The organism is Neisseria sp. P0008.S004 (assembly GCF_051962755.1).
GTDB classification, from domain to species: domain Bacteria; phylum Pseudomonadota; class Gammaproteobacteria; order Burkholderiales; family Neisseriaceae; genus Neisseria; species Neisseria subflava_A.
The window spans coordinates 131,624-155,829 of sequence record NZ_JBQCUZ010000005.1; the positions used below are offsets into that span (position 1 = coordinate 131,624).

Annotated in this window: 15 protein-coding genes and 2 pseudogenes; 4 read left to right on the forward strand and 13 right to left on the reverse strand. The window is 47.2% G+C overall.

The features are described 5' to 3' along the window. Window positions 1-79: 79 nt before the first annotated feature. From ACTHSW_RS07000 to yhbY, 6 genes are all read right to left on the reverse strand, one after another. Window positions 80-418: a P-II family nitrogen regulator gene (locus ACTHSW_RS07000; protein WP_003746874.1), complete on the reverse strand. Its 339-nt coding sequence runs from the start codon at window positions 416-418 to the stop codon at window positions 80-82. Between the two features lie 89 nt (window positions 419-507). Further along, entirely contained in the window at window positions 508-2,292 is a 1,785-nt protein-coding gene (gene lpdA, locus ACTHSW_RS07005) for a dihydrolipoyl dehydrogenase (RefSeq protein WP_440373804.1), read from the reverse strand. Window positions 2,293-2,369: 77 nt separating this feature from the next. Further along, a complete protein-coding gene (gene aceF, locus ACTHSW_RS07010) occupies window positions 2,370-3,977 on the reverse strand; it encodes a dihydrolipoyllysine-residue acetyltransferase (RefSeq protein ID WP_440373805.1) in 1,608 nt (535 codons plus the stop codon). Between the two features lie 148 nt (window positions 3,978-4,125). Further along, window positions 4,126-6,789: a pyruvate dehydrogenase (acetyl-transferring), homodimeric type gene (gene aceE, locus ACTHSW_RS07015; protein ID WP_440373806.1), complete on the reverse strand. Its 2,664-nt coding sequence runs from the start codon at window positions 6,787-6,789 to the stop codon at window positions 4,126-4,128. A 592-nt stretch (window positions 6,790-7,381) separates the two neighbouring features. Next, entirely contained in the window at window positions 7,382-8,812 is a 1,431-nt protein-coding gene (locus ACTHSW_RS07020; protein ID WP_440373807.1) for a tetratricopeptide repeat protein, read from the reverse strand. 225 nt (window positions 8,813-9,037) lie between these two features. After that, complete coding sequence (yhbY, locus tag ACTHSW_RS07025; RefSeq protein ID WP_440373808.1) at window positions 9,038-9,325, reverse strand: ribosome assembly RNA-binding protein YhbY; 288 nt, start codon at window positions 9,323-9,325, stop codon at window positions 9,038-9,040. Window positions 9,326-9,436: 111 nt separating this feature from the next. Between yhbY and ACTHSW_RS07030 the strand changes: the two genes are divergently transcribed. Together ACTHSW_RS07030 and ftsH are read left to right on the forward strand one after the other, a co-directional pair. Continuing rightward, entirely contained in the window at window positions 9,437-10,057 is a 621-nt protein-coding gene (locus ACTHSW_RS07030) for an RlmE family RNA methyltransferase (protein ID WP_070460733.1), read from the forward strand. A gap of 70 nt (window positions 10,058-10,127) precedes the next feature. Beyond that, a complete protein-coding gene (gene ftsH / locus ACTHSW_RS07035) occupies window positions 10,128-12,089 on the forward strand; it encodes an ATP-dependent zinc metalloprotease FtsH (RefSeq protein WP_107810996.1) in 1,962 nt (653 codons plus the stop codon). Between the two features lie 103 nt (window positions 12,090-12,192). Here the strand turns inward: ftsH and tpx are convergent, their stop codons facing one another. From tpx to trpS, 3 genes are all read right to left on the reverse strand, one after another. Then, window positions 12,193-12,687, reverse strand: a complete 495-nt coding sequence (tpx, locus tag ACTHSW_RS07040) for a thiol peroxidase (protein WP_070460730.1) — start codon at window positions 12,685-12,687, stop codon at window positions 12,193-12,195. A 42-nt stretch (window positions 12,688-12,729) separates the two neighbouring features. After that, window positions 12,730-13,269, reverse strand: coding sequence for a hypothetical protein (locus ACTHSW_RS07045; protein ID WP_070460728.1), 540 nt, complete (start codon window positions 13,267-13,269; stop codon window positions 12,730-12,732). Between the two features lie 80 nt (window positions 13,270-13,349). Further along, window positions 13,350-14,360, reverse strand: coding sequence for a tryptophan--tRNA ligase (trpS, locus tag ACTHSW_RS07050; RefSeq protein WP_070460726.1), 1,011 nt, complete (start codon window positions 14,358-14,360; stop codon window positions 13,350-13,352). Between the two features lie 257 nt (window positions 14,361-14,617). Here trpS and clpB point away from each other — a divergent pair, with 257 nt between their 5' ends. Both clpB and ACTHSW_RS07060 read left to right on the forward strand, forming a co-directional pair. Then, window positions 14,618-17,191: an ATP-dependent chaperone ClpB gene (clpB, locus tag ACTHSW_RS07055; RefSeq protein WP_107810995.1), complete on the forward strand. Its 2,574-nt coding sequence runs from the start codon at window positions 14,618-14,620 to the stop codon at window positions 17,189-17,191. A 227-nt stretch (window positions 17,192-17,418) separates the two neighbouring features. Then, entirely contained in the window at window positions 17,419-19,404 is a 1,986-nt protein-coding gene (locus ACTHSW_RS07060) for a site-specific recombinase (RefSeq protein ID WP_070460722.1), read from the forward strand. A gap of 65 nt (window positions 19,405-19,469) precedes the next feature. Here the strand turns inward: ACTHSW_RS07060 and clpP are convergent, their stop codons facing one another. From clpP to ACTHSW_RS07080, 4 genes and pseudogenes are all read right to left on the reverse strand, one after another. Beyond that, window positions 19,470-20,090 carry an ATP-dependent Clp endopeptidase proteolytic subunit ClpP gene (gene clpP / locus ACTHSW_RS07065; RefSeq protein ID WP_070460720.1) on the reverse strand — a complete coding sequence of 207 codons (621 nt, stop codon included), beginning with the start codon at window positions 20,088-20,090 and terminating at the stop codon, window positions 19,470-19,472. A gap of 90 nt (window positions 20,091-20,180) precedes the next feature. Beyond that, window positions 20,181-21,491: a trigger factor gene (tig, locus tag ACTHSW_RS07070; RefSeq protein ID WP_070460717.1), complete on the reverse strand. Its 1,311-nt coding sequence runs from the start codon at window positions 21,489-21,491 to the stop codon at window positions 20,181-20,183. A gap of 192 nt (window positions 21,492-21,683) precedes the next feature. Next, a pseudogene (locus ACTHSW_RS07075) lies at window positions 21,684-23,324 on the reverse strand (DNA translocase FtsK); the annotation flags it as partial. Between the two features lie 101 nt (window positions 23,325-23,425). Further along, window positions 23,426-24,128, reverse strand: a pseudogene (locus tag ACTHSW_RS07080) (DNA translocase FtsK 4TM domain-containing protein); the annotation flags it as partial. Between the last annotated feature and the right edge of the window lie 78 nt (window positions 24,129-24,206).

Genomic DNA, 24,206 nt, shown 5'->3' on the forward strand with positions numbered 1-24,206 from the left:
GTCTGAAAAATAAGCCCTGATTAAGACAAGTCATGACTTTTTTCAGACGGCATTTGTATTCTGTATCTTGTGATTTCTATTAAAGCGCGGCATCCGAACGTTCGCCGGTTCGAATGCGGATAGCTTCTTCAACTGGATAAATGAAGATTTTACCGTCACCGATTTTGCCGGAATGTGCGGTTTCCAAAATGGCATCAACAGCCTGATCGACTTTGTCGTCAGCTAATACCAATTCGATTTTCACTTTGGGCAGGAAATCAACTGCGTATTCTGCGCCGCGATAAATTTCTGTATGGCCTTTTTGGCGGCCGAAGCCTTTGACTTCGCTGACGGTCATGCCGGTAATGCCGATTTCGGTCAAGACTTCGCGTACATCGTCGAGTTTGAAAGGTTTGATAATGGCTTCGATTTTTTTCATATTAAATCTCCTTATTTGAGAAAAGGCCGTCTGAAACATTCAGACGGCCTTTGTTCCATTAAGTTCGTTCAAACTTTATTTGAATGAACTTATTTCTTTTTCTGAGCCGGCAGGTCGGTACATACGCCCAATGCCACTTCCGCAGCCATACCGATGGATTCGCCCAAGGTTGGGTGTGGGTGGATGGTTTTGCCGATGTCGGTTGCATCGCAGCCCATTTCGATGGCCAAGCAGACTTCGCCGATCATATCGCCGCCGTTAGGGCCAACGATACCGCCGCCGATGATGCGGCCGGTTTCAGCATCAAAAATCAGCTTAGTGAAACCATTGTCGCAACCGTTGGCAATCGCACGGCCGGAAGCAGCCCATGGGAAGTTGGCTTTGGTGATTTTGCGGCCGGAAGCTTTGGCAGACAACTCGGTTTCGCCAACCCATGCCACTTCAGGAGAAGTGTAGGCAACGCCTGGAATAACGCGCGCGTCGAAGTAGGCTTTGTGGCCGGCACAGTTTTCAGCGGCAACGTGGCCTTCGTGAACGGCCTTGTGTGCCAACATCGGTTGACCGACGATGTCGCCGATGGCGTAGATGTGCGGCACGTTGGTGCGCATTTGTTTGTCCACTTCGATGAAGCCGCGGTCAGTTACGGCAACACCGGCTTTTTCAGCGCTGATGAGTTTGCCGTTAGGCGCACGACCGGCAGCCACCAGTACGGCATCGTAACGTTGTGGTTCTTTAGGTGCATTTGCACCTTCGAAGGTAACGTAAACGCCGTCTTCTTTAGGCTCAACAGCGACAGTTTTGGTGTTGATCATGATGTTGTCAAAACGGTATTCGTTTTGTTTTTGCCATACTTTAACCAAGTCGCGGTCTGCGCCTTGCATCAGGCCGTCCATCATTTCAACGACGTCAAGGCGAGAACCCAGCGTGCTGTAAACTGTACCCATTTCGAGGCCGATGATACCGCCGCCGATGATCAGCAGTTTGCCCGGTACTTCTTTCAGAGCCAGTGCACCGCTAGAATCGATGATGCGTGGATCTTCAGGAATGAAAGGCAGTTTGGTTACGCGGCTGCCTGCTGCAATGATACAGTTTTTGAAGGCAACGATTTTTTTCTCGCCGGTAGGGGTCGCTTGCTCGTACACGTCGCCGGTGGTCAGCGACACTTCCAAGTGGTAAGGATCCAAGAATTGACCGTCACCTTGGATAACGTCCACTTTACGGCCTTTGGCCATACCTGCCAAGCCGGTAGTCAGGCGGGAAACCACGCCGTCTTTGTAAGCGCGCAGCATGTCGATGTCGAGTTCTGGTTCTGGGTATTTGATACCGTTCGCAGCCAAGTGACGTACTTCATCGATTACGGCAGCGTTGTGCAACAGAGCTTTTGAAGGGATACAGCCGACGTTCAAGCAAACGCCGCCCAAAGTTTTGTAACGCTCGACGATGGCAACTTTCAAGCCTTCGTCAGCAGCGGCAAATGCAGCGGAATAACCGCCAGGGCCGCCACCCAATACGACCACATCGTATTCAGCATCGGCAGAACCGCCAAATTGTGCAGCTTGAGGAGCTGGAGCAGCAGCTTTAGGCGCTTCTTGTGCAGGAGCAGCTGGTGCTTCGGCTTTAGGAGCGGCAGCCGCACCTTCGGCTTCAACGACTGCAATCAAGCCGCCTTCGGAGATTTTGTCACCCACTTTAACTTTAACTTCTTTAACGACACCTGCAACTTCGGCAGGTACGTCCATAGTGGCTTTATCGGTTTCCAAAGTAATCAGGGTATCGTCCACGGCAATGGTGTCGCCTACATTTACTTCAACCGCAATAATATCTACATTTTCGTGACCGCCAATGTCTGGCACTTTTAATTCAACTAAGCTCATGTCTAATCTTTCTGAATGATGTTCGGACTTCTTTTTTCAGACGGCCTGAGTAAAAAGGCCGTCTGAAAATGCTCGGATTACAGAGTAATGCGGCGGAAGTCTTTCAACAGGTTAGCCAGGAATACGGTGAAGCGCATACCGGCGGCACCGTCGATGACGCGGTGGTCGAAGGACAGGCTCAATGGGCACATCAGGCGAGGAGCGAATTCTTTGCCGTTCCAAACCGGTTTGATTTGGGATTTGCACACACCCAAGATAGCAACTTCAGGAGCATTCACGATCGGCGTGAAGCCTGTGCCGCCGATACCGCCCAAGCTGGAAATAGTAAAGCATGCGCCTTGCATTTCTTGCGGTTTGAGCTTGCCTTCGCGGGCTTTTTTAGACAATTCGGTCAGCTCTTGGCTGATTTGTTTCAAGCCTTTTTGATCCACGTCTTTGATTACTGGAACAACCAAGCCATTTGGCGTGTCTGCTGCGAAACCGATGTTGAAGTAGTTTTTCAGCACCAGATTGTCGCCATCCAGAGAGGCATTGAATTCAGGGAAGGCTTTCAGCGCAGCAACAGAGGCTTTAATGATGAAGGCCAATGGAGACAGTTTCACGCCTTCGCGTTCCCATTCTTTGTTCAGTTGTTTGCGGAATTCTTCCAATTCGGTCATGTCCGCTTCTTCGTGTACGGTAACGTGAGGAATCACAACCCAGTTGCGAGACAGGTTTTGACCGGAGATTTTCTTAATACGAGACAGTTCTTTAACTTCGACGCTGCCGAATTTTGAGAAGTCAACTTTAGGCCATGGCAACAAGTCCAGACCACCGCCCAAAGAGGCAGCAGCAGGTTTGCCTGCACCGCTTTGCATAACGGATTTAACGAAGGCTTTAACGTCTTCGCCCATGATACGGCCTTTCAGACCGGTACCTTTGACTTGGCCCAAATCTACGCCCAATTCGCGCGCCAGTTTACGTGCAGAAGGACCTGCATGGGCTTTTGCAAATGCAGCTTCATCGATTTTTGCAGCAGCAGGAGCAACCGGTGCAGGTGCAGCGGCTGGTGCAGCAGGAGCCGGAGCTGCAGCAGGTGCAGGTGCGGCAGCTTGAGCGGCAGGAGCAGGAGCCGCTGCGGCAGAGCCGGCAGTTTCTACTTCGATAATGGCAGAGCCTTCGGATACTTTGTCGCCAACTTTCAGGAATACAGCTTTAACCACACCGGCTTCGGTACATGGTACGTCCATGGTGGCTTTGTCGGTTTCCAACGTAATCAGGGTGTCGTCAACGGCAACAGTGTCGCCAACTTTAATTTCAACGGCAATAACGTCTACGTCAGAGTGGCCGCCGATATCAGGTACAACAACTTGTACAGTAGCACCACCGGCAGGAGCGGCTGCAGGCGCAGCAGCTGGAGCAGCAGGAGCTTCTGCTGCAGGGGTCGGAGCGGCATCAGCAGCGGCAGCACCGGTTTCAACGGTCAGAATAACGCCGCCTTCAGAGATTTTATCGCCCACTTTAACTTTAACTTCTTTCACGACGCCGGCTGCATCAGCAGGTACGTCCATAGTGGCTTTGTCGGTTTCCAAAGTAATCAGGGTGTCGTCAACGGCAATAGTGTCGCCTACTTTAACTTCTACGGCGATGATGTCGACGTTTTCATGACCGCCGATATCAGGGACTTTGATTTCTACGATACTCATTTGAGTTCCTTTAATATTTTCAGTTTGATGCCGTCTGAAAACTGTTTCACACGGCATCGGTACAGTTTGTTTGTTCAAACCATTCAAGCATTCGGTTTTCAGACGGCCTGATGTCTGAATGAAGTAAACAGGTCGTCTGAAACATCAATTAGCGTTTCCAGCTAGGAGCTGAATCGGCTTTAATACCATATTTTTCAATGGCTTGTTGAACGGTTTCTGTGCTGACTTTACCTTGCTCGGCCAATGCGCTCAATGCAGCAACGGCAACGTTGTAGCGGTCAACTTCGAAGAAGCTGCGCAGGTTGGCACGGCTGTCGGAGCGACCGAAGCCGTCAGTACCCAAGACGTGGTAGTCGTTAGGGATATAGGCACGGATGCGGTCAGCATAGCTGCGGATATAGTCGGTAGCGGCAATCACTGGGCCGTCATGACCTTGCAGTTGAGAAGTAACAAACGGTACTTTTGCAGTTTCCAAAGGATTAAGGCGGTTGAAACGTTCTGCTTCTATAGCATCGCGATGCAACAGGTTGAAAGATGGGCAAGACCAGATGTCTGCTTCTACGCCGAAGTCGGCTTTCAACAATTCAGCACCGGCAATGACTTCTTGCAGGATGGTACCGGAACCCATCAATTGAACTTTCTTGTCGCCTTTGCCACCGGCTTTCAGCAGATACATACCTTTCAGGATGTTTTCTTCTGCGCCTTCAGGCATATCTGGGTGAGCGTAGTTCTCGTTCATCAGGGTGATATAGTAGAACACGTCTTCGTTATTGGCATACATACGGCGCAGGCCGTCTTGAACGATAACGGCTACTTCGTATTGGAATGTCGGGTCGTAAGAAACGCAGTTTGGAATCAAATCTGCTTGAATATGGCTGTGGCCGTCTTCATGTTGCAGACCTTCACCGTTCAGCGTTGTACGGCCGGCAGTACCACCTAACAGGAAGCCGCGTGCGTGCATATCGCCTGCTGCCCATGCCAAGTCGCCAACTCGTTGGAAACCGAACATAGAGTAGTAGATGTAGAAAGGAATCATCGCAAAGTTGCTGTTGGCGTAGCTGGTTGCAGCCGCGATCCAGTCAGCCATTGCGCCTGGCTCATTAATACCTTCTTGCAAGATTTGACCGTCGACGGATTCTTTGTAGAACATCAGTTGGTCTTTATCTTGAGGAGTGTATTGTTGGCCTTTAGGGTTCCAAATACCGTATTGGCGGAACATACCTTCCATACCGAAAGTACGGCTTTCGTCAGGAACGATAGGTACAACGCGTTTGCCGATTTTTTTGTCTTTCAGCAAAGTAGACAGGATGCGTACGAAAGCCATGGTGGTGGAGAATTCACGGTCACCGCTGGATTTCAGTTGGGCATCGAATGCTGACAGTTCAGGCACTTCCAGAACATCTTGGGTTGGGTTGCGTTGAGGCAGGTAGCCACCCAAAGATTCACGGCGTGCGTGCAGGTATTTGTATTCTTCGCTGTCAGGAGCAAAAGTCAGGTAAGGCAGGTCGCCACTGTCGATTTGCTCGTCAGTTACAGGAATGTCAAAGCGGTCACGGAATTGTTTCAGAGACGCTTTGTCCATTTTTTTGGCTTGGTGGGCAACGTTTTGACCTTCGCCGGATGCACCCATACCGTAACCTTTAATGGTTTTTGCCAAGATTACAGTAGGTTTTCCGTTGGCGTGGTTCGCAGCGCGGTCGTAAGCGTTGTAGACTTTTTGAGGGTCATGACCACCGCGGTTCAATGCCCAAATTTCGTCATCAGTCATATCGGCGACCAATGCTTTCAGTTCAGGCGTATTGAAGAAGTGTTCGCGAACGTATGCACCGTCTTTGGATTTGTAAGTTTGGTAGTCACCGTCCAGGCACTCTTCCATACGTTTGCGCAGGATGCCATCTTTGTCTTTTGCCAAGAGGCGGTCCCAACGACGACCCCAGACGACTTTCACAACATTCCAGCCGGCGCCGGCAAAGTTGCCTTCCAGCTCTTGAATGATTTTGCCGTTACCGCGTACTGGGCCGTCCAAACGTTGCAGGTTACAGTTGATGACGAATACCAAGTTGTCCAAGCCTTCGCGTGAAGCCAGAGCAATAGCACCTTGGCTTTCAGGTTCGTCCATTTCACCGTCGCCACAGAATACCCATACTTTACGGCCTTTGGTTTTAGCCAAGCCGCGAGATTCCAAGTATTTCAGGAAGCGTGCTTGGTAAATTGCCATCAATGGGCCAAGACCCATAGATACGGTTGGGAATTGCCAGAAGTCAGGCAACAGGTGAGGGTGAGGGTAAGAAGGCAGACCTTTACCGCCAACTTCTTGACGGAAGTTGTTCAGCTGGTCTTCAGTCAGACGGCCTTCAACAAACGCACGTGCGTAGATACCAGGGGCTACGTGGCCTTGGAAGAATACCAGATCGCCTTCTTCGCCTTCGCCTTTAGCTTTCCAGAAGTGGTTGAAGCCGACTTCGTACATAGTGGCGGCTGATTGGAAAGATGCAATATGTCCACCCAATTCCAAATCTTTTTTACCTGCGCGCAAAACGATAGCGGCAGCGTTCCAACGAACGAATGCACGGATGCGGTGTTCGATGTTTTGGTCGCCAGGGATGCCTTTTTCGTCTTCTACGGAAACGGTGTTCAAATATGGAGTAGTGGTGCCGTGAGGCATACGGATGCCTTTGTCACGGCTGTATTTGACCAAACTTTCCAGCAGGTATTGGGCGCGTTCGCTACCTTCATATTCTAAAACAGAGCTTAACGCGTCTAACCATTCTTTGGTTTCAATTGGGTCAACATCGTGTAATTGGGTGGACATAATATCTATCCTTGTGTTGAGTGTTTTTCAATGACGGAGTATTACTCCGATATTTTCGTTTGCGAACAGATGTGAGTTTAAAACGAAAATTCCTAGAGTTAAATTCGAAAAAAGTTTTAATTACTGAAATATTATCAATACGTTATAACCGTTGATAAAAAATCAGAAAGAATTGAACTTTTTACAAACCAGCTAACCTGCAAATGCTATCAGTAATTGGGCAAACTGGCAAATTGTGCTGTAGATATTGATAGGATTTAGAGGTTGAAATTAAGATTTTTTAAAAGAGTTCTGTAGCTTGTTTTTAAATCGAGATATTGAGTGGATACAGTAAAAAAGCATCAGATATTTGAGAAAGTTTATTCGAATACGAAAAATATTTTTCAAATTTTGTTGTAAATAGAAAATTAAATTTAGATTATCTGGTTTTTTACAAAGAGAATAGGCCGTCTGAAGACTCTAAAGAGATTAAGGAGAAATGGGATTTGAAGATGGCGATTGTTGAGGAAGGGTAAATGAAAAAAATGACATGTACAGGCTACTTTAGCGCTGACATGTCATTTATGTAGGAAGTTAGAATTTCAGACGGCCTCTAATTATCAGTAGAGCCTTTTTGAGAGAATTGCTTCCATTGAGTCAGAAGCTCTTTGAGAACGTCTTGCTGTTCATGTCCATGTTGGATGGCTTCTTGCAACCAGAAGCAAGCATTGTTGATGTCTTTTTTTACACCCATGCCGTGATAATACAGGCAGGCAAGATTATATTGAGCCATCGTGTCTCTTTGTTTGGCCGCTGCTTCAAACCATTTTGCAGCTTGGGCGTAGTCGACAGGTACGCCTTGTCCGCAGTAATACATCATACCTAGATTGGTTTGGGATTTACTGTGTCCACGTTCTGCGGACTGATGGTATAGATCCAGTGCTTCAGCGTAATTCTGTTTGCGTTTTAAGCCATAGTGCGATGCAAATGCCAGCTTGTACAGACGCTCGGCTTCTTGACGTTGGAGAGCGATTTCTTTGGTTAGCTGATAGTTTTTCTGGTTATTCAACGCACTGTCAGACAGAAGTTTTTGGTAAGCGACAAGATTACCTAAATCAGCCGAGCGTTGATAATATTGACGTGCGGTGTCTGCATCAACTGCTTGTCCCAATCCGTAGCGATGGATATCACCTAAAAGGCGCAAGCCTTCCGGATCATTTTGATCAGCAGCAAATTTAGCGTGCTGATAGGCCTTATGAGGGTCTCGTTCGGTGTTTTTGCCTAGCAGATAGATTTCGGCAAGTGCTACATTCGCATTGCTGTCACCTTGTGCGGCAGCTTTTTCAAACCATTCCAATGCTTCAGCAGGATTTGATGCGGCTAAGAGTTCCGCAAGAGAAGTTTGCGCTGGAACAATGTCGTAATCGGCGGCAATACGTAAATGTTCGATTGCTTTTTCAGGATTTTGTGCGACACCTTGCCCCAATTTGTATTGGAGACCGAGTTGCCAGTGTGCTGCAATAAATCCCTGCGCAGCGGATTGTTGATAAAGTTTATGAGAATATTCCAAATCAGAAGAGCTGGAATATTGGTAATGTTGGGCTAAGAAGTATTGTGCCTGAGGATTTTGCTGTTCGGCAGCTTTCAATGCCCATTTGACTGCTTCTTGGTCATTGCCATTATCTGCATATAAACGCATGAGGTGTAGTTGTGCTGGGGCTAATCCTTCTTCAGCAAGCTCTTGATAGGCTGCAATGAGCTTTTCTATTTCTATTCCATTATTTTCTTGTAACTGGAGAAGATTATAGCGGGCGTATGGATGACCAGCTCTTGCAGCTTGCTTTAAATATTCAACTGCGATTGCTAAATCTTGCGCATTTTCGTGGTGTTCGATCAGGCATCCTGCTAGCTGAAATGCGGCCTCAATATGCCCGGCTTCTGCTGCCTCGCAGAGCAATGGGATGGCTCGTGCAAAGTCAGGAGGGTCTTGAGTGATTAATTTTTCTGCTAGAAGAAAAGATTCTTCATATTGTTGAGCATTCATCGGTTTGCTTTTATATTTTGCGAAGGATTAAGAATAAAATAATCGGCCGACAGAGTGCGGCCGTTATGATTTTGTAATTTTGAGGTTATTTACAAAAACAGACAACCGTATTTGTATTTTTATGCTTAGAATAATGGAATAAATCATTCCGTACTGCGTAAATACAACAGAAGGATATGATTAAAGTGGGTTGAGAAAATACTTCTGTTGTTTATTTAGTTTAAATTATTCGCCGTCCGGTTTCTTACGCCACAAAACAAGTAATTTGCCAATATGTTGCACCAGTTGAGCACCCAGTGTTTCACACAGGGCATTGCAAATTTTAATACGTTCAGCGCGATCATCGCCAAAAACACGGACTTTAATCAATTCATGTGCTGTCAATGCGGCATCGGTTTCTTTGATGACTGAGTCGGTCAAGCCTTGTTGGCCAACCATAACGACAGGATGGAGGTGATGTGCTTGGGCTTTCAAGGCCAAAATTTCTTTGGTGCTTAATTTGTTGTCGCTCATATTAATAAGTATCCAATTCAAAAGAATAATGGCTATATTGTACGCGATTTAGAACATTTACGGGGGAAATAACGTACAATGCTGATTTTAACTTAAGCATTTCAAATCAAGATGGCTGTACGCTCAAAATCTTCAAAAGCATGGCTGCATGAGCACGTCAACGATCATTATGTCCATATGGCACAAAAGGACGGATATCGTGCCAGAGCGGCTTATAAATTATTGGAAATAAATCAAAAAGACAAATTAATCAAGCCAGGTACGGTTTTGGCGGATTTGGGCAGCGCGCCGGGAAGTTGGTCACAGGTTGCGGCCAAGCTAGTCGGTAAAACAGGAGCAGTGTTTGCTTTGGATATTTTGCCGATGGAAGCTATTGAAGGTGTGTCGTTTATTCAGGGTGACTTTAGGGAAGATGCTGTTTTGGAGCAGTTTGAAGCCTTATTGGATAATCGTCCGTTAGACCTTGTAATCTGTGATATGGCACCCAATATGTCAGGCAATGCCGTAACCGACCAGGCACGCAGTTTTTATTTGTGTGAACTGGCCTTGGATTTTGCCTCCCAACATTTGAAAACCGGCGGCAGTTTTTTAGTGAAGGTGTTTCAAGGCGCGGGTTATCAAGAGTATACGGCGGCTATGCGTGAAATTTTTGCCAGTGTACAAACTCGAAAGCCGGATGCTTCCCGCAATCGTTCCAGTGAGATTTACCTATTAGGTAAAAATAAACGCTGACAATGTAGGGTGGGTGCTTTAAAATTCTTTCCCTTGATTTTATTTATTTTGTAACCATGGAGCCTGTTCAGTGGGGAATACCATTAAAAACATATTAGTCTGGGTAGTGGGTGGTGCTATGCTTTTAGCAGCATTCAATGCGCTCAGCGATAAGCAGGAAGATAAACAGCAAATCGAATATTCTCAATTTATTCAGCAAGTTAATAGTGGCGAAGTATCCAATGTCAATATTGAAGGATCTGTTGTCAGCGGCTATCTGATTAAAGGTGAGCGCACCGATAAAACTGCCTTCTATACCAATGCGCCTTTAGATGACAACTTGGTTAAAACACTGTTGGACAACAAAGTACGCGTCAAAGTGACTCCGGAAGAAAAACCAAGCATGCTGGCCAGTCTGTTTTACAGCCTGCTGCCTGTTTTATTGTTGATCGGTGCATGGTTCTACTTCATGCGCATGCAAAGCGGCGGTGGCGGTAAAGGCGGCGCATTCTCTTTTGGTAAGAGCCGTGCACGTTTACTGGACAAAGATTCCAATAAAGTTACTTTTGCCGATGTTGCCGGTTGTGATGAGGCAAAAGAAGAAGTACAAGAAATCGTGGATTACCTGAAATCGCCTAACCGCTATCAAAGCCTGGGTGGTCGTGTACCTCGCGGTATTTTGTTAGCCGGTAGCCCTGGTACGGGTAAAACATTGCTGGCTAAAGCGATTGCCGGTGAGGCCGGTGTGCCATTCTTCAGTATTTCAGGTTCTGACTTCGTAGAAATGTTTGTCGGTGTCGGTGCGAGCCGTGTCCGCGATATGTTCGAGCAGGCCAAGAAAAACGCGCCATGTATCATCTTTATCGATGAAATTGATGCGGTTGGCCGTCAGCGTGGTGCTGGTTTGGGTGGTGGTAATGATGAGCGTGAGCAAACATTAAACCAATTGTTGGTTGAAATGGATGGTTTTGAAAGCAACCAAACCGTTATTGTGATCGCAGCAACCAACCGTCCTGATGTACTTGACCCAGCGTTGCAGCGTCCGGGCCGTTTTGACCGTCAAGTCGTTGTTCCATTGCCTGATATCCGTGGCCGTGAGCAAATCTTGAAAGTACACGCTAAAAAAGTACCTTTGGATGCATCCGTAGATTTGACCTCTTTAGCACGCGGTACCCCTGGTTTTTCAGGTGCGGATTTGGCAAATTTGGTCAATGAAGCAGCTTTGTTTGCCGGTCGTCGTAATAAAGTTAAAGTCGATCAAAGCGACTTTGAAGATGCTAAAGACAAAATCTACATGGGTCCGGAACGTCGCAGCATGGTGATGCACGAAGATGAAAAACGTGCGACAGCCTATCATGAGGCCGGTCATGCAATCGTAGCGGAAAGCCTGCCGTTTACCGATCCGGTTCACAAAGTAACGATTATGCCTCGTGGCCGTGCATTGGGTTTGACTTGGCAGCTGCCTGAGCGTGACCGTATCAGCATGTACAAAGACCAAATGCTGAGCCAGATCTCAATCTTATTTGGTGGTCGTATTGCTGAAGATATTTTTGTCGGCCGTATTTCTACCGGCGCATCTAACGACTTCGAGCGTGCAACTCAAATGGCACGCGAGATGGTAACGCGTTATGGTATGAGCGACAAAATGGGTGTGATGGTTTATGCTGAGAACGAAGGTGAAGTATTCTTGGGTCGCAGCGTAACCCGTTCTCAAAACATTTCCGAGAAAACCCAACAAGATATCGATGCGGAAATCCGCTGTATTTTGGATGAGCAATACCAAGTGGCTTACAAAATCTTGGATGAAAATCGCGATAAGATGGAAACCATGTGCAAGGCACTGATGGATTGGGAAACCATCGATCGAGACCAAGTTTTGGAAATTATGGCCGGTAAACAGCCTAGTCCGCCTAAAGATTACAGCCACAATGTCCGCGATGACAAAGTAGAAGAGCCTGAAGCGCCTGTTGCTGAAGCTGCTGAACCTGTTGAGCAAAATGAGGTTCAGAATACTGAGTCAGTAGAAGCAGACAAAACAGATAAACCTGTATAAGGTTTGAAACAGAAAACGGTAGCTTTTAAGCTACCGTTTTTATTTTGAAGATAATCTAAAGGCCGTCTGAAAAGTTTCAGACGGCCTGATTTTATTGAGTCAATTACAAAACAGCCAAGGCTACTTCGTAGTCAGGCTCGTTCGCAATTTCCGATACCAGCTCAGCGTGGAGAACTTGGTTTTGCTCGTTCAAAACCACCACTGCACGGGCAGTCAAGCCGCGTAATGGGCTTTCTGTCAGTGTAACACCGTAATCGTTAGAAAAGCTGCTGCGGAATGTAGAAAGTGTCACTACATTTTCCAAACCTTCTGCGCCGCAGAAACGGGCTTGTGCAAACGGTAAATCGGCAGAAATGCACAAGACGACGGTATTGTCCAAAGATGAGGCACGTTTGTTGAAAGTGCGGACGGACTGGGCGCATACGCCAGTGTCAATGCTAGGGAAAATATTCAGCACTTTGCGTTTGCCTGCGAAGTCAACCAATGATTTCTCAGATAGGTCTGCTGCTACCAATGTGAAATCAGGTGCAACTTGGCCGGTAGCGGGCAAATTGCCGTTTGTAGAAATAGGTGAGCCTTGGAAAGTAACTTGAGCCATGATTCAGTCCTTGTGTCAGAGGAAAATAGGATGGTCAGGGGTTTAGTAATGGCGGCGACGGAAATAGAACATGCCTTCGCTGTCAATTTCTAAAATATAGCGGCCGTTTTGTACGGCAGCATAACCGCTTTTGCCTTCGGTATAAGGCTGCAAAGCAGCGTGTGAAATCAGATAGTTGGTCAGCTTGCTGCCGTCTTGGGCAATATTGTCCACCATTTTTGCAAAGGCAGTGTGGCAGACGCCGTTGGCTGACCAGCCGGCTGGAACACCTTTTTCATTTTTTTCCATGCATTGGCCGCTGATGACTTCTAAGTCGGTAGGGTGCTTGCCAATCAGATTAATGACACCACCCTCTATACCGTTAATCGGGTAGGTACGTTGTTTTTTGCCTTCTTTGGTTTCGCCTTCTTGTGCTGTACCCAAATCCAAACCGGATATGGCTTGTTCATCGATATATTTAACTTTGAAGGTAGGCTTGGGCGCTTTGTCTGAAGCAGCATCATTGGCTGCAGTATCTTCAGATTTACCGCCGCAGGCAGCCAATGAAAGGCTGAGCAAGATAAGGGGAAAGGTTTTTTTCATATGAGAAACCCTAGAAAACGATTATATTTCAAATGATAAACGATATTATGGCCGTCTGAAATATTCAGACGGCCTTGCTATTATTTCAACGGACGAATACCTACTGCATCGCGTACTTTATCCAACAATTCGCGTGCTTCTTTGCGCGCTTTTTGTGCGCCGGCCTGCAAAATGTCTTCAATTTGAGAGGGTTTGGCTGTCAATTCATTGTAGCGCTCGCGCGGTTTTGCGAGCTCGGCATTGATTTTTGCGCCCAAGAGTTTCTTGGCTTCACCCCAAGCAAGGCCTTCGGCCAGCATTTGCGTGAACTCGGCAGTTTCAGACGGCGTGGAGAAGGCTTTGTAGATTTCAAACAGAGGACTTTCATCAGGCTGTTTCGGTTCACCGGGCTCTTTCATATTGGTGATGATTTTGTTAACCGATTTTTGGGTTTTCTTGTCATTTTCCCAAAGTGGAATGGTATTGCCGTAGGATTTGGACATTTTACGTCCGTCCAAGCCGACCAAGAGTTCGACATTTTCGTCGATTTTTACTTCAGGCAGGGTGAAGAGTTCTTGGAAGCGATGGTTGAAGCGGCCGGCAATATCGCGTGCCATTTCAACGTGTTGGATTTGGTCGCGACCGACTGGTACTTCATGGGCATTGAACATAAGAATGTCGGCAGTCATGAGGATAGGGTAGCTGTACAGGCCCATTTCCACGCCATGATCCGGATCTTCCTGACCGTTTTCGGTATTTGCCTGCACTGCGGCTTTATAAGCGTGGGCGCGGTTCATCAGGCCTTTTGCAGTGATACAGGTCAGAATCCAGTTCAACTCCATCACTTCGGGAATGTCGCTTTGACGGTAGAAAGTGGTCTGTTCCGGATTGAGTCCGCAGGCGAGCCATGTGGCGGCAACAGCTTGAGTAGATTGATGAATCATTTCCGGCTCATGACATTTGATGATGCCGTGATAGTCGGCCAAAAAGAGGAATGATTCAGTATTGGAATCTTGCGCTGCGCGGATAGCCGGGCGGATGGCACCGACATAGTTGCCTAAATGTGGAATACCTGTTGTGGTAACGCCTGTTAAAACTCGTTTTTTGCTCATGAAAGTATCCTTCGGCACAAAGGCCGTCTGAAAATAAATATGGTGCCGATTATACCTGATTATTCTTGATTTTTCAGACGGCCTTTTGAGTAAAGGGTAACTGGATAATAAAGTTATACACATAAAATTATAAAAATAAAACTTTATAAAACAATAAGGTAATAAAAATTTTTGGTTAATGGAGTAAATAGCTATTGAGTTATCCACATTTGCGCTTATATAGGCTCTAACAGAATATATTTGAAGAGGAACTTAAAATGAGATTTGATAAATTGACTGCCAAATTTCAGCAAGCTCTGCAAGAAGGTCAAAGTCTGGCTTTGGCTGCGGACAGCAGCTACCTTGAGGCTGGCTTTATCTTAAAAGCATTGCTTGACGATCAAAACAGTGGTACAGCTGCGTTACTGGCTCATGCAGGTGTGAATGTGCCTCAAGTAAAACAACGTTTGCAGCAACATTTGAGCAGCTTGCCAAAAGTATCCGGTCAAGGTGGCGATATTATGCCTAGTCGTGAGCTGCAAGCTGTATTGAACTTGATGGACAAGGCTGCGACCAAACGTGGCGATGCCTATATCGCCAGCGAACTTTTCCTGTTGGCTTTGGTTCAGCAGAATGATGCAACCGGCAAAATTTTGAAAGAAGCCGGTGCGACCGAACAAAATATCAATGCCGCGATCGATGCGGTACGAGGAGGACAAAACGTGAACGATGCGAATGCCGAAGACCAACGCGATGCTTTGAAAAAATACACACTTGACCTGACTCAACGCGCCCGTGACGGTAAGCTCGACCCTGTTATCGGTCGTGATGATGAAATTCGTCGTGCGATTCAAGTATTGCAACGCCGTACCAAAAACAACCCTGTGCTGATTGGTGAGCCGGGTGTGGGTAAAACCGCTATTGTTGAAGGCTTGGCGCAACGTATTGTTAACGGCGAAGTACCTGAATCCCTGCGTAACAAACGCCTTTTGGTTCTGGACTTGGCGGCTTTGATTGCCGGCGCGAAATACCGTGGCGAATTTGAAGAACGCTTGAAAGGCGTGTTGAACGACTTGGCTAAAGACGATGGCAACACTTTGATTTTCATTGACGAAATCCATACTTTGGTTGGTGCAGGTAAAACCGACGGCGCAATGGATGCGGGCAATATGTTGAAACCGGCTTTGGCGCGTGGTGAATTGCACTGTATCGGTGCAACTACTTTGGACGAATACCGTCAGTACATCGAGAAAGATGCGGCACTCGAACGCCGTTTCCAAAAAGTATTGGTTGGTGAGCCAAGTGTGGAGGATACCATCGCTATTTTGCGCGGTTTGCAAGAGCGTTATGAAATCCACCACGGTATCGATATTACCGACCCTGCTATCGTTGCCGCAGCGGAGTTGAGTGACCGTTACATTACCGACCGCTTCCTGCCTGATAAAGCGATTGATTTGATTGACGAAGCTGCCAGCCGCATCAAAATGGAGCTGGACAGCAAACCCGAGCAGATGGACAAACTCGACCGCCGCATCATCCAGCTCAAAATGGAAAAAATGCATGTTGCCAAAGAAAGCGATGACGCCAGCAAAAAACGTTTGGAACTGATAGACGAGGAAATCGACGGCTTGCAAAAAGAATACGCTGATTTGGACGAAATCTGGAAAGCCGAGAAAGCCGCCTCTTCCAGCACTGCCGACATCAAGAAACAGATGGACGACATCAAAGTCAAAATCGAGCAGGCCAAACGCCAAGGCGACTTTGCCCGCGCGTCTGAACTCGAATACGGCGAGTTGCCGAAATTGGGCGCACAGTTGCAAGCTGCGGAAAGTAACCCCGACGGCAAAAAACAAAACAAACTCTTCCGTACCGAAGTTGGCGCGGATGAAGTGGCCGAAATCGTTTCCCGTATGACCGGCATTCCTGTGTCAAAAATGATGGAAGGTGAACGCGACAAGCTGCTGAAGATGGAAGAAGTATTGCACCGCCGCGTGGTTGGTCAAGATGAAGCCGTACGCGCTGTGTCTGACGCTATCCGCCGGAGCCGTTCCGGTTTGGCCGATCCGAATAAACCTTATGGCAGCTTCTTGTTCTTAGGCCCGACCGGTGTGGGTAAGACCGAATTGTGTAAGGCATTGGCAGGCTTCCTGTTTGACAGCGAAGATCATCTGATTCGTATCGATATGTCCGAATACATGGAAAAACATGCTGTTGCCCGCTTAATCGGTGCGCCTCCCGGCTATGTCGGCTACGAAGAAGGCGGCTACCTGACTGAGCAAGTCCGCCGCAAACCATACAGCGTGATTCTTTTGGATGAAGTGGAAAAAGCCCATCCGGACGTGTTCAACATCTTGCTGCAAGTATTGGATGACGGCCGCTTGACCGATGGACAAGGTCGAACAGTGGACTTCAAAAACACCGTTATCGTGATGACTTCCAATATTGGTAGCCAACATATCCAACAAATGGGTACTCAGGACTACGAAGCGGTGAAAGAAGCGGTGATGGAAGAAGTGAAGGCCTACTTCCGCCCCGAAATGATCAACCGTATCGACGAAGTGGTCGTGTTCCACGGACTGAATCAGGAGAATATCCGCAACATTGCGAAAATCCAGCTCAAAGGTTTGGAAAAACGTTTGGAAGCACAACATCTGCATCTGAAAGTCGATGATGCTGCCTTGGATCTGATTGCCGAAGCCGGTTTTGATCCTGTGTATGGTGCCCGTCCGCTCAAACGCGCCATTCAGTCAGAAATCGAAAACCCGCTGGCAAAAGCATTGCTTGAAGGCAAATATGCACCTGATAGCACAATCCATGTTAAAGAAGAGGGTGGTAAGCTCTTGTTTGCATAAGTTTAAAACAATGTAGTATGCTGTTGTAAAAGGCCGTCTGAAGGAATTCAGACGGCCTTTCCTAGTTATTGATTCACATCATATATTTGTTATGTAATTTGATTATTCTTTGAATTTTAGGGGAATTGAGTAAAATCTTATGCCTTAGTTTGATAAAGAATGCGATATAATTTGACTTGTTTACCAAGGTTCTTGCTAAATATCTGATTTAATGTAATAATACTACAATGCAAAAACTGACTAATCAAAATCTTCACATTATTTTGTCGGAACGCTTAAACGATACCGACTTTGTTCTTATCCTCAATGCCTTAATCAAATTTTTGCGCCGAGGAGGCAAAAAGAAGGCCTCCGAACGTTTTGATTTGATTTTATCTACGTTAAAACAAGACGATGCTCTATGTCGTCAATTCAGCCTGCGCTTTTATACTTGGCTGTCTAAAGTTCACATTTATCCTGCGCTGATTAAACTGGGTATTTTCTCGCGCCATAGTTTTACCCGGGAAATGGGCATACGGATTTATGAGCGCTTCAGTCCGTCTTATAAAGATTTTTCCAACTTGCGCGAAGTATTTTTATATCTTTTTCATTCTGAAAACGATGATAAATGGTTGCAAACACTGAGTTTACGACAATGGCTGGGTATGTATGAATTGTTGTTGGCTAAGGCGGATCCCGCTTTACTCCAGACGGCCAGCCGACAATTAACAGATGCACGTTTGCGTGCGGTGGAAATGTTGTCCATCTGGATTGCTTCCGAAGCGATTGAGCCGGATTTAATACGGATTGCCCCCCGTTTGTTGGAAGCGGATTCTGCATTTGTCGCTTTACAGCGCGAAATTGCGAAGATGGTGGAACACTATCGCCATAGCGAAGAAACTTATGACACGGCGCATTTGGAGGTTATGTTTGACCAGTGTGAAAAGCAAATTGACTATTTGCGCCGTCGTGGTACCGGAGCCGGGTCTGGTTCGTCAGTAAAAGTTGCCCACTTGCTCGAACGCCTGCAGCAAACCATAGACCGCCTGAAATTGTTGACCAATATTCAAATCGAAACCAGCCGAACCCGCTTAACCGTCAATCTGATGAATGCGATGATTTATGCGGCGGTGGAGCAATACAGCACCAGCCACTTGCGTAAAAGCAGTATCCGAATGCTGGCACGTAGTATTACGGAAAACAAAAGTCATCATGGCGAGCATTACATTACGCGCAACCGTAGCGAATATTTCAAAATGTTTTATTCCGCAGCAGGCGGCGGCGTAATTATTGCTTTGATGGCATTGAATAAAATCCATATTGCGTCTTTGGGGTTCGGCGAATTTACTACTGCATTCTTAGCCGGGCTCAATTATGGTTTAGGCTTTATGCTGATTCATATGCTGCATTGCACTGTTGCAACCAAGCAGCCTGCCATGACGGCAGCGAGCTTTGCCGAACAGGTGGACTCGAATGAAGGCAGCAAAGCGGTGGACAATAAATTGGCTAAACTGCTGATTGACGTGTGCCGTTCGCAAAGTGTCGCCGTGTTTGGCAATGTATCGATTGCGGTATTGTTGGCGGCAGGGATTGCTTTGGGCTATGCTCATACGCATGGTCAGCCCTTGCTAAATGAGGCAGTTACGGCCTATCAGTTCAAATCCATTGAGATTTTTACCCAACCGACCTTATGGTATGCCGCTATTGCCGGCGTATGGTTGTTTTGTTCGGGTATTATTGCCGGTTTTTTTGACAACCGTTCCGATTATCTGAACCTGCGTCAGCGCCTGCCGTTTAATCCGTTTTTACGAAAAATCATGCCTCCGGAGCCGCGCCGCCGGTTGGCCGCTTATATTCATAAGCATTACGGCTCGCTTATGGGTAATTTTATTTTCGGTATGCTTTTAGGCATGACAGGCTATTTTGGCCATCTTTTCGGCTTGCCGCTGGATATTCGCCATGTGGCGTTCTCTTCGGCAAATTTGGGTTATGCCGCGATTAGCGGTCATGCAGATATATTCACTTTTATGCTTGGCTTGGCAAGTGTATTGACAATCGGCATGGTGAATCTGGTGGTCAGCTTTTCTTTAGCTTTGGCCGTTGCACTCCGTTCTCGCGGCACGCGTTTGGGCAGTATGCGTAATCTGCTGAAAAGCTTCTGGAGTCAAGTTAAAGCCAATCCTTTGATTTTACTGTATCCGGTTCAAGTGAATAACAAAGACAATACGAAGTAGGATTGAAGAAAGGCCGTCTGAATATATATTTTTCAGACGGCCTTTTAATTTAAAACCGATAAAGATTAGGCTTGCAGAGAGGCGCGGTTTTCCAAAACTTGGTCAATCAAACCATATTCTTTAGCTTCATCGGCAGACATATAATTGTCGCGGTCGGTATCGCGTTCCAAGTCGGCCAAATCGCGATCACAATGTTTGGCGAGTAAGCGGTTCAGTTTCTCTTTGATTTTCAGCAGCTCTTTAGCGTGAATTTCAATATCGGAAGCTTGACCCGCCAAGCCGCCGTTGATGAGCGGTTGGTGAATCATAATGCGGCTGTTTGGCAGGGCAAAGCGTTTGCCTTTTTCGCCTGCGGACAACAGGAATGCGCCCATACTTGCCGCTTGACCCAAGCATAAAGTAGAGACATGAGGTTTGATGAAGTTCATGGTGTCGTAAATCGACATACCGGCAGTAACCGAACCGCCCGGAGAGTTGATATAGAAGAAGATATCTTTATCTGGGTTTTCGCTTTCCAAGAACAGTAATTGCGCAACAACCAAGTTGGCAGATTCGTCTGTCACTGGGCCGATCAAGAAAACGATGCGCTCTTTCAAAAGGCGTGAGTAGATGTCGAATGCGCGCTCGCCGCGACCGCTTTGTTCGATAACGGTAGGGACAAGGTAGTTATTGAAATCGAAGGACATTTTTGTCTCCTGTTAATGATGGAAAAGCACCAAAGCCATTTAAAGCGCTTCGGTGCTTTTGATTGTCTATTTCAGACGGCCTTGGAGCAATTAAGCTTGTGCGCCCATTACTTCGTCAAAAGACAGCGCTTTTTCGGTTACTTTAGCTTTGCTCAGAACGAAATCAACAACGTTGCTTTCTACTGCCAAAGAAGTCGGGCCTTGCAGGCGGGAAGGCTCTGCGTAGTACCAGTCGATAACTTCTTGAGGATCTTCGTAGCTTTCTGCGAAGTTGGCAACAACGGCTTTGATTTGGTCTTCAGTTGGCTCAAGTTTGTTTTCTTCAACCAATTTAGCCAAAATCAGACCCAAAGAAACGCGGCGTTCTGCTTGTTCTTTGAACATATCCAAAGGCAGATCCAAGTTTGCAGCGTCAGCCATACCTTGGTTAACGAAGTTTTGTTTCATTTCGTTTGCCAAGCGGGCGGCTTCTTCGTTGACCAAAGCAACAGGAACTTGCAAATCGGCTGCTTTGAGCAGGGCATTCATTACAGATTCTTTGGTTTGTTCACCGATGCGGCGCTCAACTTCGCGGCCAACGTTTTTCTTCACTTCTTCGCGCATTTTGGCAACGTCGCCGTCTTCAATACCCAAAGCTTTAGCAAAGTCAGCATCAACTTCAGGCAAAGTGGCTTCAGAAACGTTGTTCAGAGTGATGGTGAATACGGCAGATTTACCGGCAACATCTTTACCGTGGTAGTCTTCAGGGAAGTTTACGGTAACATCTTTGCTTTCACCGGCTTTCATGCCGACAACACCGGCCTCGAATTCAGGCAGCATTTGGCCTGCGCCCAATACGAAAGCGTAGTTTTTAGACGCGCCGCCAGCGAAAGGTTCGCCGTCGATTTTGCCTTCAAAGTCGATGATGACGCGGTCGCCGTTTTGGGCTTCGCGGTCAACATGGTTGAAGCGGGTGCGTTGTTTACGCAGGATTTCTACAGTTTGGTCAATTTCGGCATCGCCAACAGTCGCAGTAACTTTTTCTACTTCTTGGGCAGACAGGTCGCCAATAGTTACTTCAGGGAAAACTTCAAAAATAGCGGCAACTTTGAAAGACTCTTGATCGTCTTGTTCTTCAACGCCTTCAAAGCGTGGGTAACCGGCAACTTTCAATTCTTGAGCAACGGCAACTTCGTAGAATTCGCGTTGTACCAATTCGTTGATAACGTCGTTTTGTGCGCTTGCGCCGTACATTTGGGCAATCATTTTGAACGGTGCTTTACCCGGACGGAAGCCGTCAACTTTTGCACGGCGTTGGGTTTGTTTCAGTTTTTTCTCAGTTTCTGCGTTGATTTTGGACCAAGGCAGAGACAATACTACTTTGCGTTCCAGATTTTCTAAAGTTTCAACAGTTACGCTCATCGTAAGCCCTTAAATTTGTTGTGTTTAAACGGTTATCCTTCTGCTCAGTATTCCGAAGAATTTCGGAAGCGTGCATAAGGTCAAAATTTAGCTGCTTAGTATAACACAATGTTTCACGAATAACATAAAAAGGCCGTCTGAAAAGTGGGAAATTCTTTTCAGACGGCCTTTGTGTTTTGATATTGTTGTTTTTTACAGCTGGTCTTTTTGTGCCAGAATCCGTCGGCTGCCGTTGATGTCTGCCGGAGAAAGAACACCGGCATTTTCAAGCGCATCTATCAAATTGGCGGCACGGTTGTAGCCGATGCGCAATTGGCGTTGCAGGGCGGAAATGGAAGTCTTGCGGCTCTCCAATACGAAGGCAACGGCTTGATCAAATAACTCATCGCTGTTTGCGTTCGGATTGACAATATTGGTGGTCTCGATGGCCGCTTCGCCACTGAGCAGACCTTCCACATAATTGGTTGGAGCCTGTTCTTTGACGAAATTGACAACTTGATGTACTTCATCATCGGAAACAAATGCACCTTGCAGGCGTGTCGGTTCTGCGCTGCCCGGTTGCAGGAATAACGAGTCGCCGTATTTGAGCAATTCGTCTGCACCCATTTGGTCAAGAATAGTGCGGCTGTCGATTTTGCTTTGTACGGTAAAGGCCATACGTGTCGGAATGTTGGCTTTAATCAGGCCGGTAACCACATCAACGCTTGGGCGTTGAGTGGCGACAATCATGTGAATACCTGCCGCACGCGCTTTTTGGGCAAGACGTGCGATTTGCTGCTCAACGGATTTGCGTTCGGTCATCATTAAGTCAGCCAACTCGTCGATAACGACCACAATCAACGGCAGTTTTTCCAGAGGCTCAGGATCGTCAGGATTTAAGCTGAACGGGTTGAGCAATGGTTTGCCTGCTGCTTTGGCTTGTTCGACTTTTTGGTTGAAACCGTCCAAATTACGCACGCCGGCATGGGAAAGCAGGCGATAGCGTTTTTCCATTTCGGCAACACACCAGTTCAATGCTTGGCCTGCCTCACGCATATCGGTCACAACCGGGCAGAGCAGATGCGGAATGCCGTCGTAAATGCTTAATTCCAGCATTTTCGGGTCAATCATAATGAAGCGGACTTCGTCGGGCGTGGCTTTGAAGAGCATGGACATAATCATGCCGTTCACGCCGACAGATTTACCCGATCCGGTCATACCTGCGACTAAAAGATGCGGCATTTTTGCCAAGTCGCCGACAACGGGGGTACCTGCAATATCTTTACCCAAGGCAACGGTCAGTTTGGACTTGGCGTCGGTAAACACGGATGAAGAGAGGATTTCGCTCAACATGACATCTTGGCGTTTCTCGTTGGGCAATTCAATGCCCATGGTGTTTTTACCGGCAATGGTTTCTACGATGCGTACCGCTTGCAGAGACATCGAGCGCGCCAAATCTTTGGACAGGGCGACAATTTGACTGCCTTTGACACCTTGTGCCGGTTCGATTTCGTAGCGGGTAATCACAGGGCCGGAAGTAGCGGAAACAACCTGTACGCCGATGCCGAATTCAGCCAGCTTGGCTTCGATTAATTCTGCGGTTTGTTGCAATTCATCCGGATTGACGGCAACCGGTTCTTCAGACGGCATACGCAACAGATTCATGTTGGGTTTGTGGTATTCGCCGTTGTTTTTAGGTTCAGTATCGTCAAACAGGGAAGTTTGGATTTTAGGGGGCGGCGCAACGGATACGGCGACGGTTTTACGGTTGCTGCTGCTGCCTGCCAACGGAGCAACCGGAGTGGCGGTAATGGTTTTGGCCTCTTTAACCATGCGGCGCGTATTTTGGGTTTCCAAAGCTTCGGAGTGGACATCTTCTTTTTTATTTTGGAATTGAGACAGTTTTTTCATCAGGCTGCCAAACAGGCCGCCCATATGGCTGCCGGATTTGGCCATGACTTCCAACCATGACACCTGAGCCAGCAGGGAAATGGATAAAAGCAACATCACCAGCATAATCAACAGGCTGCCCGACTTGCCTAACAGCCAAGCCAAGCCTGAACCGGCCAACAGGCCGACCAATCCACCGGCTCCAACGGGAAGGGATTCGCTCAATGCGTTGTCAAACAGGAAATGTTCGATAATCGGGCTGCACACCAGCAGGAGGAATAATGCCAAAGCGGCTACGCCGTGATTGTAGGGCTTATGGTTTTCCTGCTTTTTCATGGGGCGGAAGTTTTTGTAGAGGAAAACGCAAGAGGCGGCTATCCACCACCAAAATGATAAGCCGAACAGATAATATCCGACATCGGAAAGATAGGAGCCAAAGAGGCCGCCAAGGTTGGCGACATCGTTGCTTTTGGGAACGCTGCGCGACCAGGCAGGGTCGTCCATGCTGAAGCTGGCCAGGGAAATGGCCAGATAAATGGTGATAACCAAGCCAAACAGCCATAAAGCATCATTAATCAAGTTGACGACATGCTCGGGACGCGCTTTTTTTTCTTCGTTTCTTTGCAGCTCTTTGGCGGCTTTCAGGCGTTGGGAGACTTTATTGTCGGCTTGAGTTTGTGCTTTGGTGGATTTGCGTGTGGTCGGTTTGGCTGCCGGTTTGGTAGAGACGCGTTTTTTTGTTTGGGTTTTAGAAGATTTTGCAGTCATGAGATAAAGGCCGTCTGAAAAGACCGGAGGTAATGTGCGTAAAGGGTAAATTATACCGTATTTACTAGGCACAAGAAA

Coding starts and splice junctions, on each gene's coding strand:
- trpS (WP_070460726.1), bottom strand. CDS start 14,360: ATGAGCAAAAAACGAGTTTTAACAGGCGTTACCACAACAGGTATTCCA.
- aceE (WP_440373806.1), bottom strand. CDS start 6,789: ATGTCCACCCAATTACACGATGTTGACCCAATTGAAACCAAAGAATGG.
- ACTHSW_RS07060 (WP_070460722.1), top strand. CDS start 17,419: ATGCAAAAACTGACTAATCAAAATCTTCACATTATTTTGTCGGAACGC.
- ACTHSW_RS07045 (WP_070460728.1), bottom strand. CDS start 13,269: ATGAAAAAAACCTTTCCCCTTATCTTGCTCAGCCTTTCATTGGCTGCC.
- lpdA (WP_440373804.1), bottom strand. CDS start 2,292: ATGAGCTTAGTTGAATTAAAAGTGCCAGACATTGGCGGTCACGAAAAT.
- clpB (WP_107810995.1), top strand. CDS start 14,618: ATGAGATTTGATAAATTGACTGCCAAATTTCAGCAAGCTCTGCAAGAA.
- yhbY (WP_440373808.1), bottom strand. CDS start 9,325: ATGAGCGACAACAAATTAAGCACCAAAGAAATTTTGGCCTTGAAAGCC.
- tpx (WP_070460730.1), bottom strand. CDS start 12,687: ATGGCTCAAGTTACTTTCCAAGGCTCACCTATTTCTACAAACGGCAAT.
- aceF (WP_440373805.1), bottom strand. CDS start 3,977: ATGAGTATCGTAGAAATCAAAGTCCCTGATATCGGCGGTCATGAAAAC.
- ACTHSW_RS07020 (WP_440373807.1), bottom strand. CDS start 8,812: ATGAATGCTCAACAATATGAAGAATCTTTTCTTCTAGCAGAAAAATTA.
- tig (WP_070460717.1), bottom strand. CDS start 21,491: ATGAGCGTAACTGTTGAAACTTTAGAAAATCTGGAACGCAAAGTAGTA.
- ACTHSW_RS07030 (WP_070460733.1), top strand. CDS start 9,437: ATGGCTGTACGCTCAAAATCTTCAAAAGCATGGCTGCATGAGCACGTC.
- ACTHSW_RS07000 (WP_003746874.1), bottom strand. CDS start 418: ATGAAAAAAATCGAAGCCATTATCAAACCTTTCAAACTCGACGATGTA.
- clpP (WP_070460720.1), bottom strand. CDS start 20,090: ATGTCCTTCGATTTCAATAACTACCTTGTCCCTACCGTTATCGAACAA.